Annotated in this window: 19 protein-coding genes, 2 tRNA genes and 1 other annotated feature; of the genes, 2 read left to right on the top strand and 19 right to left on the bottom strand. The window is 39.5% G+C overall.

Annotated elements, in window-relative coordinates; genetic code table 11:
• Nucleotides 1-92 precede the first annotated feature (92 nt).
• From ACDZ28_RS23470 to ACDZ28_RS23445, 6 genes are all read right to left on the bottom strand, one after another.
• The gene (locus tag ACDZ28_RS23470; RefSeq protein WP_375102879.1) at nt 93-2,069 is read right to left on the bottom strand and encodes an acyltransferase family protein; all 1,977 of its coding nucleotides are present in this window, start codon (nt 2,067-2,069) and stop codon (nt 93-95) included.
• A gap of 223 nt (nt 2,070-2,292) precedes the next feature.
• Nucleotides 2,293-2,601, bottom strand: a complete 309-nt coding sequence (locus ACDZ28_RS23465) for an NUDIX hydrolase (protein WP_375102878.1) — start codon at nt 2,599-2,601, stop codon at nt 2,293-2,295.
• A gap of 85 nt (nt 2,602-2,686) precedes the next feature.
• Nucleotides 2,687-4,486, bottom strand: a complete 1,800-nt coding sequence (locus ACDZ28_RS23460; RefSeq protein WP_042127572.1) for a peptidase — start codon at nt 4,484-4,486, stop codon at nt 2,687-2,689.
• Nucleotides 4,487-4,488: 2 nt separating this feature from the next.
• Nucleotides 4,489-5,550 carry an AAA family ATPase gene (locus ACDZ28_RS23455; RefSeq protein WP_375102877.1) on the bottom strand — a complete coding sequence of 354 codons (1,062 nt, stop codon included), beginning with the start codon at nt 5,548-5,550 and terminating at the stop codon, nt 4,489-4,491.
• Between the two features lie 75 nt (nt 5,551-5,625).
• Entirely contained in the window at nt 5,626-6,609 is a 984-nt protein-coding gene (locus ACDZ28_RS23450; RefSeq protein WP_375102876.1) for a phosphotransferase enzyme family protein, read from the bottom strand.
• 198 nt (nt 6,610-6,807) lie between these two features.
• Nucleotides 6,808-7,362, bottom strand: coding sequence for a YdhK family protein (locus ACDZ28_RS23445; RefSeq protein WP_375102875.1), 555 nt, complete (start codon nt 7,360-7,362; stop codon nt 6,808-6,810).
• 176 nt (nt 7,363-7,538) lie between these two features.
• Between ACDZ28_RS23445 and sleB the strand changes: the two genes are divergently transcribed.
• Complete coding sequence (gene sleB / locus ACDZ28_RS23440) at nt 7,539-8,180, top strand: spore cortex-lytic enzyme (RefSeq protein WP_375102874.1); 642 nt, start codon at nt 7,539-7,541, stop codon at nt 8,178-8,180.
• Nucleotides 8,181-8,227: 47 nt separating this feature from the next.
• On the opposite strand, the gene ACDZ28_RS23435 is transcribed toward sleB, so the two are convergent.
• The 7 genes from ACDZ28_RS23435 to ACDZ28_RS23405 form a co-directional block, all read right to left on the bottom strand.
• A complete protein-coding gene (locus tag ACDZ28_RS23435) occupies nt 8,228-8,494 on the bottom strand; it encodes a CD3324 family protein (RefSeq protein ID WP_375102873.1) in 267 nt (88 codons plus the stop codon).
• Between the two features lie 102 nt (nt 8,495-8,596).
• Nucleotides 8,597-8,669, bottom strand: a tRNA-Phe gene (locus tag ACDZ28_RS23430).
• An 18-nt stretch (nt 8,670-8,687) separates the two neighbouring features.
• Nucleotides 8,688-8,760, bottom strand: a tRNA-Phe gene (locus tag ACDZ28_RS23425).
• A gap of 53 nt (nt 8,761-8,813) precedes the next feature.
• Nucleotides 8,814-9,054, bottom strand: a binding site (T-box leader).
• An 87-nt stretch (nt 9,055-9,141) separates the two neighbouring features.
• The gene (locus tag ACDZ28_RS23420; RefSeq protein WP_375102872.1) at nt 9,142-9,675 is read right to left on the bottom strand and encodes a GNAT family N-acetyltransferase; all 534 of its coding nucleotides are present in this window, start codon (nt 9,673-9,675) and stop codon (nt 9,142-9,144) included.
• Nucleotides 9,676-9,680: 5 nt separating this feature from the next.
• Nucleotides 9,681-10,178 (bottom strand): GNAT family N-acetyltransferase, encoded by a 498-nt coding sequence (locus ACDZ28_RS23415; protein WP_375102871.1) that lies wholly within the window; start codon nt 10,176-10,178, stop codon nt 9,681-9,683.
• Between the two features lie 174 nt (nt 10,179-10,352).
• Nucleotides 10,353-11,369 carry a zinc-binding dehydrogenase gene (locus ACDZ28_RS23410; protein ID WP_375102870.1) on the bottom strand — a complete coding sequence of 339 codons (1,017 nt, stop codon included), beginning with the start codon at nt 11,367-11,369 and terminating at the stop codon, nt 10,353-10,355.
• Between the two features lie 144 nt (nt 11,370-11,513).
• Nucleotides 11,514-12,119, bottom strand: a complete 606-nt coding sequence (locus tag ACDZ28_RS23405) for a TetR/AcrR family transcriptional regulator (protein WP_076118528.1) — start codon at nt 12,117-12,119, stop codon at nt 11,514-11,516.
• A 391-nt stretch (nt 12,120-12,510) separates the two neighbouring features.
• Here ACDZ28_RS23405 and ACDZ28_RS23400 point away from each other — a divergent pair, with 391 nt between their 5' ends.
• Entirely contained in the window at nt 12,511-12,753 is a 243-nt protein-coding gene (locus ACDZ28_RS23400; protein ID WP_375102869.1) for a hypothetical protein, read from the top strand.
• A gap of 70 nt (nt 12,754-12,823) precedes the next feature.
• On the opposite strand, the gene ACDZ28_RS23395 is transcribed toward ACDZ28_RS23400, so the two are convergent.
• From ACDZ28_RS23395 to ACDZ28_RS23370, 6 genes are all read right to left on the bottom strand, one after another.
• A complete protein-coding gene (locus ACDZ28_RS23395; protein ID WP_042127555.1) occupies nt 12,824-13,090 on the bottom strand; it encodes a CD3324 family protein in 267 nt (88 codons plus the stop codon).
• 190 nt (nt 13,091-13,280) lie between these two features.
• Nucleotides 13,281-14,675 carry a protoporphyrinogen oxidase gene (locus tag ACDZ28_RS23390; protein ID WP_375102868.1) on the bottom strand — a complete coding sequence of 465 codons (1,395 nt, stop codon included), beginning with the start codon at nt 14,673-14,675 and terminating at the stop codon, nt 13,281-13,283.
• A gap of 134 nt (nt 14,676-14,809) precedes the next feature.
• Nucleotides 14,810-17,413: an ABC transporter permease gene (locus ACDZ28_RS23385; protein WP_375102867.1), complete on the bottom strand. Its 2,604-nt coding sequence runs from the start codon at nt 17,411-17,413 to the stop codon at nt 14,810-14,812.
• A complete protein-coding gene (locus ACDZ28_RS23380; RefSeq protein ID WP_042127549.1) occupies nt 17,410-18,093 on the bottom strand; it encodes an ABC transporter ATP-binding protein in 684 nt (227 codons plus the stop codon). Before ACDZ28_RS23380 ends, ACDZ28_RS23385 begins: the two co-directional genes overlap by 4 nt.
• A gap of 95 nt (nt 18,094-18,188) precedes the next feature.
• Nucleotides 18,189-19,190, bottom strand: a complete 1,002-nt coding sequence (locus ACDZ28_RS23375) for a sensor histidine kinase (RefSeq protein WP_375102866.1) — start codon at nt 19,188-19,190, stop codon at nt 18,189-18,191.
• Entirely contained in the window at nt 19,191-19,874 is a 684-nt protein-coding gene (locus tag ACDZ28_RS23370) for a response regulator transcription factor (RefSeq protein WP_375102865.1), read from the bottom strand.
• Nucleotides 19,875-19,961 lie beyond the last annotated feature (87 nt).

Below are 19,961 nucleotides of genomic sequence, written 5' to 3'. Positions count from 1 at the left end.
TTCGTTTACGAAAAAAAAGACCGGCAAAGAGAGAACTCTCTTGCCGGTCTATTAAAATATAATATCAAAAAGTTTGGAGATTCAATTAATTCTTACTTACTTTCCAAGGCTTTCGCAAGAAGTGAGGCGTAACACTTGGAGCCCTCTGGTTTAAGATGCACACCATCTTGGTAGAAATAATCGTCTTTTCCTTCACTTGCAGAGTACCAGTCTACTACGGTCGTATTACTATATTCACTGGAAACTTTTGAAATATTGTGATTCACATTATTCTCCCATTTTCTTGGGACCCGTGTATTGACCAAAAAAATCTGCTCAGCATCACTTAATGAATCCAGTAAATTACGTAATTGCTTTGAACTAAAGGATCCGTTGGTCCCAAGCTCGATTATAACCTTTTTACCCAGCCGGCCTTGAGCTTTAAGCTGATCCACTACCTCCTGAGCTTTAGCCATCTGCCGACCGATCTTTCCCTCGATGACAATGCCAGGTAATTCCTCTGAAAGGTATGGTGCTGCATCCAAAATGACAGAATCTCCAATGGCCGTAACATCCGTTCCAGCTTGACTCTTCTCAGCCACAGGTTTCTTTTCTTCAGGAACAGATTTTTTCACTTCTGATTCAGGCTTTGCTATTTCTGTATTTGTTGTTCCCACCTTAGTATCAGCTTTTTTCACTTCAGGTTCAGTTGTAGCTGTTGCCAAGGCTGGTATTGATGGTTTATCAGTTACATTTTCGTCTATCGCTTTATGATCTGCGGGATCATTCTTTCTTCCCATATCTTGTTGTTCTTGCTGCTGCAGTCGTTGTTCTTGCTGCTGCAGTCGTTGTTCTTGCTGCTGCAGTTGTTGTTGTTCATACTGCAAATCTGCCAATTCGATCGCAGACGTATCCGATCCAGCGTTTAACAAATAACCTTTGCATGCGATTGGGATAAGAATCACAGCAATAATAGCCATTAAGAAGCCTGGACGAAGACCACCCCTTCGTTTTACACTGATGTTCTTCCATGTTTCTTTAAGTGAACCTCGACGAATGGGCTCCTCCACATACTTATATGACAATGCAGCTAGAAGAAAACTTACTGTTACCTGAATGATGATCCGAAGCATGCTGCTTTCTTCAGTACTCACATTCGGACTGCTAAGGATAATGACTGGAAAATGCCATATGTACAAGCTATATGATCGCAGCCCGATCCAACGCAAAGGTTTACAGCCTACGATCGATCCCAGACGGCTAGCAGGATGAGCTAGAACGGCAATAACTACAGCTGCAATCAAAGAAATCACTAAAAACCCACCACGGTAAAGTAAATCATCGAACTCATTAACCTGATTAAAAAGTACCAACAATAGAATGAGTCCTAATCCCCCTACAATATCAAGCGCACACCGAGCCGGTTCTGAGACGTTATCATTAAGTTTCTGACTTGGCCAAGCAACTGCAAGTGCTGCTCCAATGAGAAGCGCAAATAAGCGGGTATCCGTTCCATAATACACTCTACTTGGGTCAGTCCCCGGTACGTAGATCAATGCCATTGCTAATGCCGAGACTGCTGCGCAAGCCATAATCCATGCAATAAGCTTACCTCGCCGACGAGCGATTTTCATCACGATGATGAGAACTAATGGCCATAGAATATAAAACTGTCCTTCAATAGAAAGCGACCATAAATGTCCGATAGGAGATGGTGGGCCAAAGCTTTCAAAATAGGAAACATTATGAAATATTAGCCACCAGTTATTGAAATAAAATAAGGAAGACATAAAGTCACCCTTGAGCCCAAACAATCTTGATGGTTCTATAATTAAAAGCCATATGGCAACCACAAAAAGCATAACGGCCATCGCAGGCAACAGCCTCCGCGCCCTACGAACCCAAAAGTCTACAAGGTTCAGCCTTCGGTGCCGCTCCCACTGGCTAATGATTTGGTCAGTAATGAGATATCCGGAGATTACAAAAAATATTCCAACGCCGAGAAGTCCACCCTCAGCCCAATTCAGATTCAAATGATATGCGATTACAGCGAGTACTGATAAAGCCCTTAGACCATCAATTCCTGGCACATAACGCCTGCCGCCTACAGATTGTATAGAAGACTGGCTCCTCATATTATTTCTGAAAAGCTTCGTGTTGTCTTTCATAATGTTTCAGTCCTTACCGTCGATTTATCGTTCATAAGTAAGACGCTGTAAACGTATGAAAAGTTCTGTAATCAACTGAAAATGTTATAAAATAAAAAAAATGAATCTTTGTTGATCGAAACACTTGTCCATTGTGCTCCCTACATTAACTCAGATGTGTAATAATAATTTTTCCAACTTCTGTGCCCCGTAATTCTACGTAAAACGGCTGCGCATCATCATTTAAACAATACTCTAGCCGCAATCTGAGGTTTTTCCATGTGAGCATATCCATCGCTTGTTCTATTGAAAAAAAACCCACATCCAAGCTTTCGGAACTAGTAGCAGGCTCACCACCGATAGCTTTACCCAGAAATAATGTAGTGCAAATAGATCGATCTACATTTTGAAAGACGCCGCAGAACTTATTAATCTCTATATCAATACCCGATTCTTCTTTGGCCTCCCTGATCATTGAATACAACGGTAGCTGCGGAAAGAATATGTTTTGGGGTTGTCATATCGGTTACTCCCTCTAATCATTTCTAAGATCTTCTACCTTAGTTAATTCTGAATACAGGTCCTTTGGGTGAGAAAGGTAAGTCATTTCCCTTTGGCAAAATATAAGCATGGTCTCTTTTAATGGTCAGCTTGTCACAATAACCATCTGTAATAATTAGAAGCGGTCCTTTTTTCGGAAAATCCTCAGCTTGTTGAATCAAATCAATAGCTGGTTGTAAGATCGTTCCCCCTCTTCCCTTCACTTGTACTCGATCTGCGATAGCCTCGGGGGGCATGAAACCTGCATCATAAGGACAAGCATCACAAAATATAATCCGTGCAAAAGGAACATCACGAGCCTGCGCATAACTTGAAATGGCCCCTAATGCTTTGGCCAGAAGCTTTTTATCCATTGAGCCTGAGGTATCTAAAATAACACCAAAAGTACGGCCATCATCTGCAGCGCCGCTATGAACCCACTGTGGTCGAGGGATATCAGGCGTAGAAGATTGACGTCTGCTAATTCGTGAATAAGATCTGGTCTTCTCAAGCGGTGAGAAATAATGATCAAACCAACGAGCAAGCTCTACATCCCATTTAATAGGTGGCTGGCCCAGCGCTCTAATCTCTTCAACTAGTCCTGATGGCAAAAGACCACGGCTTTGCTCTTCATGATACATAAGTCCTTGTTGCATAGCATTCTTACAAAAATCATCAAGCGTTTGTCCTTCTCTCACATCCCAAAAACTAGATGAACCGTTATCTAAAATATCACCGAGTCCGTTGCCTCTCAAGGTTGCCAGTTTCTTATAAGTGCGGATATCTCCGACCATACGATCATAAATCGTTTCAGCAGATAAACCTTTAAGCTCAGGATCTAACAAGAGTCCAATTCGCGGATACTCCCCTACACTCATTTCTATTAGCCAAAGATTTATTACGTAGTCACAAGCCACATTCCAAAGATAATGATCTCGACCAAGACATCGCTCGTGATGCTGAAGCCCCGCATGCAGAAGCTCATGCGCCATCACGAAAATACACTCCTCATCGTTTAGTCCGGCTGCAGGGTTCATAAATATTTTGCGATCAACAACGTCAATGGCAGCTATGGAAATATCTAATCGCCGACATATCGCTGGATCTTCTATAATCTCAAAGCCGGCGGCAAGCGCACCTAATAAAGGATATCTGTCCATGAACCATCGTTTTGCACGTTGTGGAGCTGTTAATGAAAGTGCAGGGTCACTAATAGTATTAGCGTGTCCTCCAGCAACACTTACTGCATTCGTCACAGCATTCGATAACCCATAAGCAAGATAGGCTTCCCAATCTGGTGCTTTTCCCCAGTATCTTTTGGTGGTATCTCGAACATTCATGTCTAGCTTTGAAACACCCGCAGTGCCAAAATATCTGGAGTTGTCCGGAATTCCTTTTATCATAAATTGCTCGTAAAGCTGTTGTTCATCTTTAATTGTAAGATTAATTCGCGACTCCATATCTGCGGGTACTTTCCCAAACTTCAAGTCATTTAAAAACTTTGCTATGTACACATCACATGCAACGTTCCACGCCACTTGATTCTCTTTAATCTTTAAATGCCCAAGTCCTAAATGAAGAAAACAATGTGCCAAAACGTACATCCATTCAGCAACCTCACCACGCCGTTTAGGATGAGTGTAAATATAACCGTTATTAGTGACAATTGCCCAGCCGTTTTCAGGATAGGGACTATTTTCATTATGGATAATCGAAGCTCGAACAGATAACGGTGCAAAAATAGGATGATCCGCGATTAACGAACATGCCTCATTAAAATTTTTCAAAGCGGGGTTTTCTGGAGTTGTCTTTTTAGCCATATTTACCCCCTATCTTTTATTGCAAGACGTGGTAAATCACGCACAATTTCAACCATTAACCAATCTGGAATATTATCACTTTGCTCCTGCTTAGCAACTACTAGCTGTGCAATTTCAAAGCTAATGACTGACAGGTCTTTAATCAGTTTTTTAACAGTGTGTGCAAATTGGCGATGTCCATCTCGTACGTTATCTTTAATCGGAGGGAGTTCTTTAATAATCTGGGCTCGCAAGGATTGCGCTAGGAAATACAGGAGATCCCGATCTTCTGGAGCCGTTGGAAATGAGGATTTACCATCAATAATTTGATTAAGTTCATATTTTCCAGTTAGATTTTTATAAAAAGCCCTGAATTGTGTGGCGTGAGAAGTTGTCAGTGAACCATTCGCTAAAATCCCCACGGTATCCACATTTATATCATCCCCAAACTCATGTAGTGCATCACTAAGCATATGCCAAGAGCGTGGCGTGGAGAAAGGCTCTTCAGTCTTTGGAGGTGCACTCCACAGATGATCGGGACGCATTTCCAGATATTCAATAACCATAGGATGAATGCTATTCTCATATGCCCAAGAGATCCAATTCTGAAAAGATACATTTAGCTGTATATGGAACATCCGATTGATAAGCGCGGAGGACATAGGTTTAACAATTGCACTATCTTGTGCACGGTTACCAGCTCCTATTACTATAGAGCCCTCAGGTAGGTGATAATCGCCGATGCGGCGTTCGTGGATAAGACTATAAAAAGCTTTTTGCACCTCTTGAGAACAGGCATTAAGCTCGTCTAAGAACAAGCAATACGGTTCGTCCCGAGCAATCATTTTCGGAGGACAAAATTGGCTCTTGCCGTTAACGATTTGAGGTACCCCAATGATGTCTTCCGGTGCTAGTTGAGAACCCAGAAGAGAAACACATGGAAGACCCACCTGATCAGCAAAAGCTTCTACAAGAGAAGACTTTCCAATACCAGGCGCCCCCCAAATAAAAACAGGGCGGATCACAGAAACGTTTAGAAGTACTTGCATAAGCTGAATAGGTGTTACAGGAGTTGCTAGGTTCAAATAAATGCTCCTTTTTTATATGATATATCCTCATTATCTATTCTAAATTTATTAAAAACTACTCAAAAGGATTTATTAAAGCTCTAAACAAGCTTTGTCATTTAGGGCATCCTGAATATTACGGGCAAGCCACTCTCTATCCTGCTCACGCTGTGACTCCGAAAACTCTTGAAATAACAAAAGCACTAATTCCAGTCGGCGCTTCTCAATAAAGAGCGGGAGCTCTTCTAGCCATTTATTGTCGAGTGCATACTCTCGATTATACCCTTTCATAAAAGACGTCAGCATGGCTGCCGCAAGACTAGAAGTTCTACTCTGCTCTACCTCCGGTTTTCGCCAATCCCCAAAGATGGTCGAATAATAAACGGCAATGGCAATATCATGCACCATATAGTCGTATCCGCAATCATCAAAATCAAACACGGTGATCTGCCCCTCATGCACGAAGAAATTACCCGGATGCAAATCACGGTGACATAGTCCATAGCCTTCTCGATTCCGCGGCAACTGGTTAATCCGATCATTTATTTGAAGCAACTTTTCAAAAAGCTGCTGTTCAACAGTACCAATGTTAGCAAAGTCAAAATCTAGCTTACCCTGATGTGGTCTTGCCAGAACAGTCTCCGGATTGTATTGCAGAGTTAAAGCATGCATTCTTCCTGTTACCTCACCCCATTGCTCAAAAAGCTCCGTTCCCCAATTGGGATCGGAAGCATTAACATGACCACCTGGTGCTTTCTCCATTACACAGATCATAAATCTTTCCTCATCTTTGAATAGCGTTTGTACCAAGCTGCCATCCTGAAAGGGAATGGGGCGAGCCAGTTGCACGCCATGTTTTGCAAGATGGTCCATAAAGTCAAGTTCAGAGATGACCATCTCCTGCTCCTGATGAGACTGATGTGTTACACGTAAAATATATTCATGATCATCTTTTGGAAAGCTATAGACAACATTTTCAAAACCACCAATATACTTAATCGTTGTCCAATCGACTTGAATCTGTTGTGCAGCTTGTTTAAGCATTTCTTCATCGAATTTCACCTGCCAGTTAGGCATTTCAATCACGCTCCTACCTTCTAAGAAAATATCAATTAAAATGGTATATTTTGTATAGAAGTGCTTTATAAAGATATTTTAACACTTCACTACCAATAAAAGAAGCAATCAAAAAGGTAGGAGCAGCCTAGAACTTTAACAAAGTCCATGACTGTTCCTACCTTGATCATTTTTCATTACTTAAGAGCTTAATTTCTATTAGTAATTTATTGCTGAAAGCTCATCTTCCGTTACCCATTTATGATTTTTCACTTTATCTCCACCCGTAGTAGGTGTGTAATCAATCATATATACCGTAGTATGTTCAGCTGAGTTAATTTGAGCCGTTGCACCTTTCATATCTTTCATATGGTCAGCTTCCATTACGACTTCTGAGCCTGATTCATAGGGTTTGTCAGCTGCTTTTTTGATTTCTTCATGAATAATCCACTTGTGATTTGTAACTGGAAATCCGCCTGTTGTAGGTCTATAAGAAACGATATACGCTGTGGTGTCAAAAGCTCCAACTATTGTTGCAGTAGCCCCCTTCATACCTTCCATATGGTCCGTTTGGATGATCGCTTGACTTCCAACTTTATAAGCTGGATTCTCCGCCACCTTCAAATCATCAGGTACCTCACCTGAGCTAGAGTGCGAGGAATGTTCCATCTGTGTATTGTTTGAGGACATCTTATTGCCATAGCTATTATCATTACTGCATGCACTTAGACCGAGAGCAGCGGCGATTATGAGTAGAATTAATTGCTTTTTCATATAAAGAACCTCCGAAGTTTTATATGCCTTTGACTATTAATTTACCCATTTCAGAAGATCACAAACCGAAAATAATATTTTGAAAATTGTAAGACGTTAATTGGATTACCAATAAATGAGTGTTGTCTACGTTATTGAAGGTTATTTATAATGTTTTCTGAAAGGAGGCTACTATAATGAAGACTAAAATATTCACTTTGTTGCTTCTTTTGGGTCTGGTAAGTATGGCTACTATGATCGGTTCTGCTAGTGCTGCTCCGGTATTAACCGTAGGAAGTTCTTCAGGAGATGTATGGGATCTTCAGTATCGATTGAAGACTCTGGATTTCTATACTCAGCCTTTAGATGGTGTATATGGATCACAAACGAAAGCAGCCGTTTCTAAATTTCAAAAAGCCTACGGATTAAGCGCCGATGGTGTTACTGGCACGAAAACATGGAATGCACTAAAAAAATATACGCTTAATATTGAGGAAATGGACATATTAGCTAAAGTTATCTACAGTGAATCTCGCGGTGAGCCTTATAAAGGCCAAGTTGCAGTTGGCGCTGTAGTTATGAATCGCATACAATCTAGTCAATTCCCAAACAATATTAAAGACGTAGTATTTCAAAAAGGTGCATTTACAGCCGTATCTGACGGTCAATACTGGCTTACTCCAAACCGGACTGCCTATTTAGCTGCACTTGATGCTGTCCGTGGTTGGGACCCAACAAACAATTCGATCTATTATTTCAATCCAGATACAGCTACAAGTGCTTGGATCTGGTCACGTCCTCAGAACTTAAAAATTGGTAAGCATATATTTGCGAGTTAAACGCTTCAAATAAATGTAATAGCCGTCCAACCTTAGTGGCTGGACGGCTATTTTTTAGTATAAACGATCTTCTTAATACTATCCTTAGAAAGACAGTATTCACTTGAGAGCTGGTCAACGGTTGCGCCACCAGCAAACCTCAAGCAGATCTCAATATTTCTTGATTTCAAATACTTCCTACTCCCTGACTTCTCGCCCCATTTCACATGCAATTCTTCAGGCTTTGGAACGTAGACTAAACCACCATTTATATACTTCTGTATTTCTTGTAGTAACTCTTTTGGGAAGACTGTATCTGCATTTACATATTTCATAATTGTTCTGCTCCTTAAACTTTGATGAGATCACAAACAGCCTGCCTAACCATAATGGTCAGACAGGCTGTTTTTATAGAAAGCTTACTATTAAAATTAAGATGGCTCGGGACGGGATTGAACCGCCGACACTAGGATTTTCAGTCCTATGCTCTACCGACTGAGCTACCGAGCCTTGCTATTAAAGTTAAGATGGCTCGGGACGGGATCGAACCGCCGACACTAGGATTTTCAGTCCTATGCTCTACCAACTGAGCTACCGAGCCTTACATGGATACAATTATTTCTTCTAAATGGAAACAAAAAGACCCCTCGTCCGAAAAGGGACGAGGAGCCGCGGTACCACCCTAAATTAGAACTATTCTGTACAACTAGCAGAAATGTTCTCACTTAAATATTTAACGGTTAACACCGGTACACCTCTACTTGCCAACAATGGTTTCAAGGGACTGCTCCGGAGTGAACTTCGATCAACCCTTTTCTCTAGAAACGCTCTCAATCTCCGGCGTTTCCTCCCTGTAAAGAGGTATTGAACTACTTTTCTCCATCAAAGCATTTGTTTTATTATATAATTTTTTCTAATTGTAAGCCCTAATCCACTATAAGTCAATAGAAGAAATAATTCCCACATTTCGATTTGATTAGCTTTATCCATTACTAAAATTAAAAATCATCTTTAATTCATCATCAAAAGACTTCTTACATTCTTCTTGAAAGCTATTACCAGTATATTCTTTTAGTGTCTTTCTCCAAAAATGCTGGGCTCTCCTATTTGTAGCTGTGGGATTGGTTTGTAGCTCCCATTTTCCAATATGAAGATTAAATACCTCCTTAGCCGCGCGTTCAGCGATTCGCGTACCTCGAAAGGGCCGCAGGATAAAGAATTCGTTTAAATAAAATTCACAACCTGGTGGTGTATGAGGTGGTGTGGCTACTAATGCAAAGCCAGCAGGAATTCCATCCTCCTTTATTAAATAAGGATATAAAATCCCTGGCTTCTCCCACCAGATGTCGAAGACTTTATTCTGTTCATTCAGCGTTTGTGTTTCATTATCCTCGTATACCCCGTATTGATTAGGAAGGTTCCCCCATATCTCTGAAAGATCGTGTAAGTATAGTGGGTAGAGATTATTAATCATAAACTTCGTTGTGCTGTCAGTTAATGTTACGCTGATCTTCATTTCATTCACTCCCTCCCATCGAATGCTTGGATGTATTTATGGCAATCACTTAAATAACGTTCTGTGTAGTTATCTTTTGTATAATCCTTAAGCACTTTTCGCCAGAAAGCTATGGCAGGTTTATTATTTTCCATTTGAGCTAGTTTCCATTTAGCTTCTTTAAATAGATCAAGTGTTTTTATTGCGGCAGCAGTACCTATTCCATTTCTTCTGTATTTCTGCAAAATCATAAAGTCATAGATCACATGAGTTGGATCTGGGTCTGTATCTAAGTTTTCAAAAAGAACAACCACAAATCCAGCTAAGTTTCCTGAAACCTCGATCAGATAAGGATTCCATCGATGATCCCCTTCCCAAAAATAATCAATATCCACCTCGAATTCTCCATGCTGATTCACATCTTGATCCGTAAATAAACTGAAATCATAATAGTAAAGTTGATATAGATTAGACAGTACCGCTTTATCTTCAAACGTTACTGGAACAAGTTTAATTTCCATCATACCCCCACGTTTGGTTCATTATTGTTACTTCTGTACTTAGTATAATCACGACGTCACTCTAGTTATATGCCATATTTGATTTGAATTGAATTTTATATAAAGTCATTATTCATCTAGAATAAAAAAAGCTCATATGAGCTTTTACGCCCACATGAACTTTTTTCAGTCTAACAATCAAGTTAAATCTACGATGACTTTAATGGTTTCTTTAGCTTCAATGGCTTTGTCAAAGGCTGCTTGGATATCCTCTAATTTAAAGGACTGTGTCACCATTGTAGAGATATTCGTTTTCTTGTCGTTAATATGTTCAATAACCTTTACAATATCTTCATGTGTGTATCCACTAGCTCCAACTATGTTAACTTCTTTACTCATCACTTGAGCAAGGCTAATAGGTACTTCATTTTTATAAACCGCAATGATTGCAATTCTTGCTTGTGGCTTTACAATCTGCATCACTTGTTCAAATAATATCGGAGCACCCGCTGCGTCTACAAAAGCATCTACGTTTGGCATGTTAACGCCGTAAACATTTACTTCCCCGAAGTGTTTAATTAAGCCCTCTGCTAATGATTCAGTCGTCGTATTAACTGTTAAAGCTCCTAATTCTTTGGCTTTATCCAAACGCCATGGATCAATATCCACAACACAAACCTCTTTAATGCCTTCCCCTATTAATCCTGCAGCAGCAGATAAACCAATAGGACCCGCTCCGAGAATTACGATTTTTTCACCTTGTTTGGGTTGTACACTAAAGGCTCCATGAAAGCCCACACTCATAGGTTCCATTAATACGGCCTCTGTTGCCGAAACGGAATCATCAAATTCATAAAGGTTATAATTAAGTGCTGCATCTTCAATTAAGACATATTGTGAAAAGGCTCCTACCTCCAACGAATAACGACGACCTGCACGTTTTGCAGTAATTGGATTCACACCTACACGCATGCCAACTTTCAAATCGGTTTCCGCATCAGAACCTAATTCGACGATTTCACCAAACATTTCATGTCCAAACTCTGAGCCGAAACGGATACCCATTTCTGAGCCTGCTTTTACTATATTAATATCTGTACCACAAATTCCCCCCGCTAAAATACGAACCAACACATCTTTTGGCCCTACTTCAGGTATTGGCCGCTCTTCTATCCCCACACTATTTTTACCGTGATAAATACCGACCTTCATCATTCTTAACACACTCCTTATTACTATCTATTACTAAATGGTAGTAGTTATTGTGGAGCTTAGCAATCTACAATAAAACTGAAAGCGTTAATAAAACGACAGTTAATAAGCTTGTGTTAATTAAAATTTTAAAAGTGAAATGTTTCACTATTTCTTTTTATTATTTGAAGGGATAAATGGATTTAACTGTATAATTCGCTCTGCTAAATATTTAGGGGTATAGGGCATATCATTGCCAAGCCACATGGAAATTGTACCAATGATTGCAGATGTTCCATACCAAGCTGCGATATCAGAAGGAGTATCTACGGTTAAGAAATCTTCTGTTTTTTGAATCGATTGTTGTTCTGTTGTTATTAATATCAATTCATATAAAAGATCCATCAATTTCGGTGTGAAATAAGGAATGTTTTTGCTTACAAGCAACACCTTGTACATATGAGAATTCTCTGCAATATGCTCTAGCAATAAAATCAGCGAGGTAAGTTCATCCCCTGGTTTATAGGATTCTTCAAATTTATCTATAAGTATTTTCTTCAAATCTGCTAATAAGTCATCCAAGATACTATCAATCAAATCATTAATATCTTTGTAATGTAAATAAAATGTAGCTCGATTGATTTCAGCCTTTTGCGTAATAGCGTTGATCGAGATCTTATTCAGTTCTTTCTCTGCTAATAAATCTATAAAGGCATTCCGAATTGCTTTTCTTGTTTTTCGTATCCGTAAATCTAAGTATGTTTTGTCTGCCATGAATCTTCCACCTCGTAGTTAATGAACTTAAAAAATAGTTAGTATTTGCGAAGAAACAATTTATAGTAAACTCAGAAGAAATCAGGAATTTTATGGATTACAAGATCAGTGGTTGAACGATTAAAATAAAAGTTCGCTTACTAGCTGAAATGACCAGTCTTACATATGCATAATTGACACCTGAAGTATCTAATGAATCTATACTTACCTTTGAATCAGATGGATATTCAGATTATATTGTTACAGGCGTTCAAGAAGGTTCTGCAGAAGTAGTATTAAATATGACGAAATTGCCTCTGAGGCATATGTAAAGAACAGAATAGATACAGGAAACAATAGAAAACAACGCTATACAGCATTTAATAATGTGATAATCCCTAATTACACTAAATTGGTAATTGAGGCGAAAAAGATTAAAGCACCCAATGCAGAATTGCAGGTATTACATGAAATCTGTTTAAAAGCGATTAAGTCGCAACTAGAAGCAATGACAATGATTAAAGAGGCCTTATACAAAACGAAAATTTCCAGCACTGCTTTTAAAGCAGCAAATAAAGAGATGGATGAAGTCGTGAAATATGAAGGACAGTTTGTAGATGGGATCGATAAATATCGGAAGAAGTATGGTATTTAAGATTGAATGATAATTAAATCCCAAAAATCCACGTCAGAGCTTCCTCTAACGTGGATTTTTAGGATTATAGCTATTTTTTTGTGTAAACAATCTTCTTAATACTGTCTCTTGATAGGCAATATTCATCCGAAAGCTGGTCAACCGTTGCACCAACAGCAAACCTTAGACAGATTTCAATGTTTCTAGATCTTAAGTATTTTCTGCTCCCTGACTTCTCGCCCCATTTTACATGTGCTTCTTCAGGCTTTGGGATATACACTAAACCACCGTTAATATATTTCTGAATTTCCTCTAATAATTCTTTTGGAAAAATCGTATCAGCATTTACATATTTCATAATCGCTCTGCTCCTTAAACTTTTTATGAGTTTGAAGGTAGCAAAGTCTATTCTAAAAACAACAATGCACAATGCACTGGCGGTAAATCAAATTTTATTCGCTCTATACAAACAACCGCCGTTGTTTATAGTCTAGACTTTGCATAGAGCTTATCGCTAATCTTTTCACGATTGTACACCCTCCCTTTCATCAATTTGAAGTCAGTTCCTCCAAAATGCGCTTGGCTGTCTTCTCTCCATTAGCAATACAATCTGGAATACCCACACCATAATAAGAGCATCCGGCAAGGATTACGTTAGGATAATGATCTGCAATCTTCTTCTCTAAGGATACTACAATCTCATGATGGCGCATGTGGTAATTTGGCATAACATCATGCCATTTGGTCACGTCGTAGGTTACTGGCTGTCCAGTAATCCCAAGACTTGTCTGTATATCTTTCAACGCCACCTGTAATAATTCCTCTTCTGAGAGCTTAATCAAGGACTCATAATGCGGTCCTGAGCTCTTATAAAACAGTCTGACGAGCAGACGTTGTTGTCCAGATGTATGCTCCCACTTGCGACTTGTCCATGTACAAGCATTACATAGAACATCATCACTGTTGGCGGTAATAAACCCTGTACCGTTCGCTGGCAGCTGACTATCAGGGATATCAAATCCTAGATACACACTAATCATAGAGCTGTTAAACAACTGATTAAAATCTTCATCCAGCACTTCATCTTGAAGTAATGCTTGTGCAGTAGAATGCATTGTTCCAAGTACGGCAAAATCGCTGTCCAAGATTCGTCCATCTGCCAGTGTTACACGGTACCGTTCTCCATCCTTTGCAATGCGCTCGGCACGAATCCCTTTGATGATCTGTACATCGGACAGCTGTTCTTCCATGGCATCGATCAGAGCAGATACGCCACCCTTAAAAGACATAAACTTCTTATCGCCGTTCCCCTGGAATTTAGCCTTATTCGCGGACAATCCCTGAATAATACTTCCATATTCATTTTTATAATCAATCAAATAAGGAAGGGTCGAGGCAATGGTAAGTTCACTCAATTTCCCGGAATATACACCTGAAAGGACAGGTGATATTTGCTTTTCGACCAGCTCTTTTCCTAGGAAAGCTTCTAGAAATTCACCCACGGAATCATTTTTCGTAAACTTATCATTCGGAGTGTAAAAATCTTTAAGTGCTTCAACTTTACCTTCAGCAGAGACCAGATCTGTTGTAGCAAGCGATTCAATACTTAGAGGGATACCAAAGACTGCATCCTTAGGAATTTGCTTAAGCTTTCCTTCTGTATAGATATATGATATTCCTGTCGCGTTATATACGACCTCATCTTGCATGCCAAGTTCTTCAATTAATGGGGCAACATTCGTTTTGCGAGTAACAATAGAATCTGCACCTGATTCCATAATGAAATCTTCCTGTCGCAGTGTTCTGATTTTTCCACCCAGTCTATCGCTGGCTTCAACCAAAATGATTTTTACATCTAGCTTGTTATGCTCTATAGATTTCTGTAAATAGTAAGCGGTAGACAATCCAGTAATTCCCCCGCCAATCACGACGACCGTTCTCAAGCGTTGACACCTGCCTCTAAAGTTATTATCTGTTAAATTCAATTGAATACATTATATCATAGGGATTTATATGTAATAACATACCGTTCGTGTCAGATATGACACAAAAAAGCCGCGATTATCGCGGCTAATCTTTATATATTCTCCTGTTTTAAAGCATCAATAATATTTTCCTTCTTCACTTTTGAACTGGAGTACAGCATAGCTGAGCTAACGATGATAAAGACAGCGACTATGACATACAAGATACTCATCCACGGTAGTGCGAATCCATAGGAGAAACTACTCATCATGGATCTATAGATCAAGTACATCACGATTATGCTAATCGGAAGCCCGAAAAGTAGTGATTTTATCCCATAGAAGATACTTTCATAATTAATCATTTTATTAAAACCGTTTGGCGTCATCCCTACAGACTTCAACATCGCAAACTCTCTTTTACGAAGTGATATGCTAGTTGATATCGTATTGAAAATATTCGCAATCGATATTAATGTAATCAAAGCAATAAAACCATAGGTGAAAATAGACATTAACATAATCATCTGCTCACTATTTTGTCTATTTTGAAACACATTTTGGACATAGACATTCCGCTCTTTCATTTCCTCAATGGCCTGTTGTGTCGCTAATGGATCAGAGCTGTTCAGGTTTAGTCGGCTTTGTATATCGTTACTCATCGTATCATTTGTTAATTGATCAAAGACTTGTTCAGAGACTATGATGTTTAATCCACCAACTAGTGCTGAATGAACACCCATAGGGCGTTTATCAGTTAATGCGACGATTTCTACTGGTGGTAATTTCGTCTCTTTTTCTGTATCCCAATCCGTATAAATTAAATCAAGCTTCTGACCGATTTCCGAATGAAGAGCTTTGGTCTCAATAATCTTTTTGGCGTTCTCATCCTCAAAGGTGACGGTATCATTCACAATAGCTGACATCTGATTGAGATCCGTTAATTGTTCATAACTTACACCGACGGATTCTGCATAGGTTCTCAAACTCTGCTCATTTAGGGCATGGATCTGAATGTAGTAAGGATATTTCCCATTCTTTAAAATACTGCTATCCTTCTCCACGATCTCTTGCAATTCTTTTGCCATATCTTTTTCATCAATCCATGAACTCAAGCTTAGTTCCCTGATCACATTATATTCCGTTATATTAGGTAAGGCAGATATCGATTTCGTCAACCGATCTACTTTTTGAGCGTCCTCAGTCCCCATATAAACTTGAATATCGTAGTTCAAACCATCCTGTGAGAGTTCTACCGACTTTCTCATATTCGTAGTGAACGAAGATACGGATAAAAACAGAACAATACTAATGACAAGGGAGAACACGGTTGCTTGGTACCTGCGTTTATTTCTCTTTAAATTCTTCAAACCAATTTCTGCTTCAATTCCAAACAACTTGCGAACGAACTTGGAAGTTTTCACCGCTTTACCAGAGAGCTTAACATCGGTTGTTTGTCTGATCGCATCAATCGCCGAAATCTTGGAAGCTTTTCTGGCTGGAAGATAAGTGGATATAAAAATCGTAAGTATCGAAACTACACAAGCGGTGAATAGGGACAAAGGCGTAACAACCAATGTTAATTTTTCCGTTATCCCCAGTACATCTTGAATCATCGAATTAATAAACATAAAAGTGATCCCGATTCCTGTAATTCCGCAAAGGATTCCAATAGGGATGCTAATTAAACCGATGATCATTCCTTCAAAAAACACCGAATTCTGCTTCTGCCTCTTTGTAGCACCTACGCTGGAGAGCATTCCTAAATGGCGTGCACGTTCCGAGACAGAAATCGCGAATGCATTATAGATTAATGAAACAGAGCCAATGATAATTACAGTCATAACGATGACTGACAATGAAAGAAGTGCATTACGTAAGCCGTCGCTATTCGTCACACCATAATAACGCAGCAGACTATTATTATAAGAAATCGACTCTATATTGTTTTCTTTTGCCAATTCCTCTGCATGCTTGTATATGGAGCTATCCACCTTATTTAATACAACTGTAGCTGTAGTTTTTTCGGCTGCTCCAATCAAGCTTTCATCTACATAACTTAGGGCAGTATAACCCGGAGACCATGTGGGTTCCCAAGTGGGGCGCTTTATCACTCCCACAATTGTGTAGTTCATTGGTTTTTTATGAATGATCTCTTCATTCAGAGTGTCATCTTCAGTCCGTAATCGTTCGTTTTGGGATAAGGGTTGACCACTATTTTTATCATCCCTAGTAACTCGCTTTCCGACATCAAGCGTTAGAGCTTCACCTATCTTGTATGTTACTTTAGCATTTTTTGCGATTTCCTCAGAAATGACTACTTCATAGTTAGTCTTTGGGAGTCTTCCTTCCAAAAGCTCAATCGGAAATTGTTTAAAACCAGCTGCATTATATTCCTTGATATACCAATAGGGCTTGTTCTCATTCTGTCCCCCCTCTAAAGGGGCATACCCACGATCATTTGAGATGACAAGTGTTTTCGTTGCATCATCCGCTTCTATCGCTTTAAGCTGAGCTTTAGTAACATTTCTGTATTGGACATGCCATTCTCCATTTGTTGAGATACTTTGCTTCCTCATTAATTCCATAAATGAAAAACCAAGCGTTGCCACCGCCGTCACCATAGCCACAGAAATGATGACTCCAATAATAGTAACCAATGTTCTTCGTTTATTTTGTTTCAAATGTCTAAGCGTTAATTTATTTACAATATTCACGGACGAATCACCTCATCTTTGGCGATCCTTCCATCTTCAATGGTAATTACTCTATCCGCTTGTAATGCAATCCGTTCATCATGAGTAATGACAATCAGTGTTTGATTATAGGTTTTATTAAACATTTTTAATAAATCTATAATTTCACCACTGTTCTTACTATCCAGATTACCGGTTGGCTCATCCGCTAACATGATTGCAGGATTACTAATTAACGCTCTGCCTATCGAAACCCGCTGTTGTTGCCCACCTGAGAGCTGATTCGGGAGATGGTTTAAGCGATTTTCCAAATTTAACGCCTTTACGGTATCCGCAAATTGTTTCTTATCTACCTTGTGCTGATCAAGCAGTAAAGGGAGTGTGATGTTCTCTTCGACCGTTAGCACCGGTATAAGATTATAGAATTGATAAATCAGCCCAATTTGTCTGCGTCTAAAGATCGCCAGCTGTGTTTCATTCAATTCATAAATATCCGTATTATCTACGAATACTTTACCGCTTGTCGGTCTATCCACTCCGCCTAATAAGTGAAGAATGGTCGACTTCCCGGAGCCTGAAGGCCCGATAATCGCTACGAATTCCCCTTTTTTAATCGAAAAAGATACATCATCCAGTGCCTTTACCGCTGTTTCGCCTTTTCCATATGTTTTAGACAGATGTTCAATCTTTAAAATGTCCATTGTTAGACCTCCATTTGTTGATGAGATCAGTATATCTGTCTACAATGACTATCCAGTGACTCTAAAGTGACATTCTAGTCACTAAGCCATAAGTGCTAAATGACTTGCTTATAAAATTTGATCAGAAATTGCGAGCCCTTTCCCACTTCACTCTTCACATCAATCGTTCCGTTTTGGCCTGTGATAATGCTTTGTGCTAGGGCAAGTCCTATCCCTACACTATCTTCGCTTGCATTCTTACCTTTATAAAATCGTTTGAAGATATAGGGGAGCTCTGCCTTTGGGATTCCTTTGCCGTTATCTGTAATGATAATTTCCGTAAACAGTGCATTTTCTGCAAAAGAAATCGAAATCTCTCCCCCAGCAGGTGTGTGCTCTACACAGTTTTTCAGAATATTAATGATCGCCTCAGTTGTCCAATTGAGATCGCCCGCATATATGATGCTATCTTCTCCATCAATCAGGATCTGTTGTTCTTTAATATCCATTGGAATTAACATGGGCTCCAAAGATTTTTGAACTAGCTTCTTCACTTGAACTTGATCTTTTTTAAAATGAATAGTTCCAGCATCGATCTTGGAGAACTTTAATAACGAGGAAACTAACCACCCAATTCGTTCGAGTTGAACAGTGATCTTCCGTGTGAATTCCATTTTTTTCTCCACATGCAGCTCCGGGTCACTTAATAAATCGGCCATCACAGTCATGGAGGTAAGCGGGGTTTTGAGCTGATGAGAGATATCCGAAATCGCATTCGTGAGTTTCAGTTTATCTTCTTGTAATTGCGCGCTCTGCTCGGATAACATTAACGTCACTTTGTAAATGTCATTCTTCAGGATACTAAGCTCACCTTCCTGATTATCACGAACATCAAGCGTATAATTCCCACTACTGATTTGACGCAGATATCCAGAGAGCTTTTCAATTTCACCGTATCTCCAGCGAGTAAATACTAAACTGCAGCCTATCAGCAAAGCCGAAGTCATAGCTGTGATTCCCAACGCCTCCGGTGATATAAATGCTGCTACGGCTGCGGCCACAAGACTGATCAAGCACATCGTCAACAATAACCATCTGATTTCTTTATTACGAAGCACCTAATCACCAACCTTATAACCCAACCCACGCACTGTTTTGATCAGTGTAGGTTCTTGGGGGTTATCTTCTAACTTTTCCCTAAGTCTTTTTATGTAAACTGACAATGTATTATCGTTCACGAATTCTCCAGCTACATCCCAGATCCGCTCTAGCAATTGATTTCGCGAGAGAACTTGGCCCACATGATTAGCAAAGATCAGTAGCAATCGATATTCTAATGCGGTCAGTAGCACTTCATCGCTGTTCTTATAAACCTTACCTTCCAGTGTGTTAATCCGTATATTCTCTAATTCGATATTGGATTGGGTCTGTGCTTGCTTGTTATATCTCCTTAACACCGATTTAATCCGCGAAAGCAGCTCCCGAATCCGAAAAGGCTTGGTTATGTAATCATCTGCCCCCATATCGAGTCCCATCACCACATTGACCTCATCATCAATCGCCGTTAAAAAAATTACAGGTATATCACTTTGCGCTTTCACGAGTTTGCACAATTCATAACCGCTTCCATCCGGAAGTGAGAGGTCAAATATGCATAGGGTGAGATCTGATAACTGCTCAGATAACACCGCTTTTGCAGTAGTGGCATCATAACATAGGACAGTTTCAAAGTGATCCTGTTGTAATGAATATTCGAGCCCTGATGCAATTGTTCTATCGTCCTCGACAAGCATAATTTTCATGGAAGATCATCCTAACCTAATAATATATTCAAAAGTTCAACTCGTTCCGATGATCATTCTCTCATAATTATCGAGTTATACCAAATT

It is taken from the genome of Paenibacillus sp. RS8 (assembly GCF_041956825.1).
Lineage (GTDB): Bacteria > Bacillota > Bacilli > Paenibacillales > Paenibacillaceae > Paenibacillus_AQ.
The sequence above is the reverse complement of the archived record's forward strand: the minus strand, read 5'-3'. Positions and strand labels throughout refer to the sequence as shown.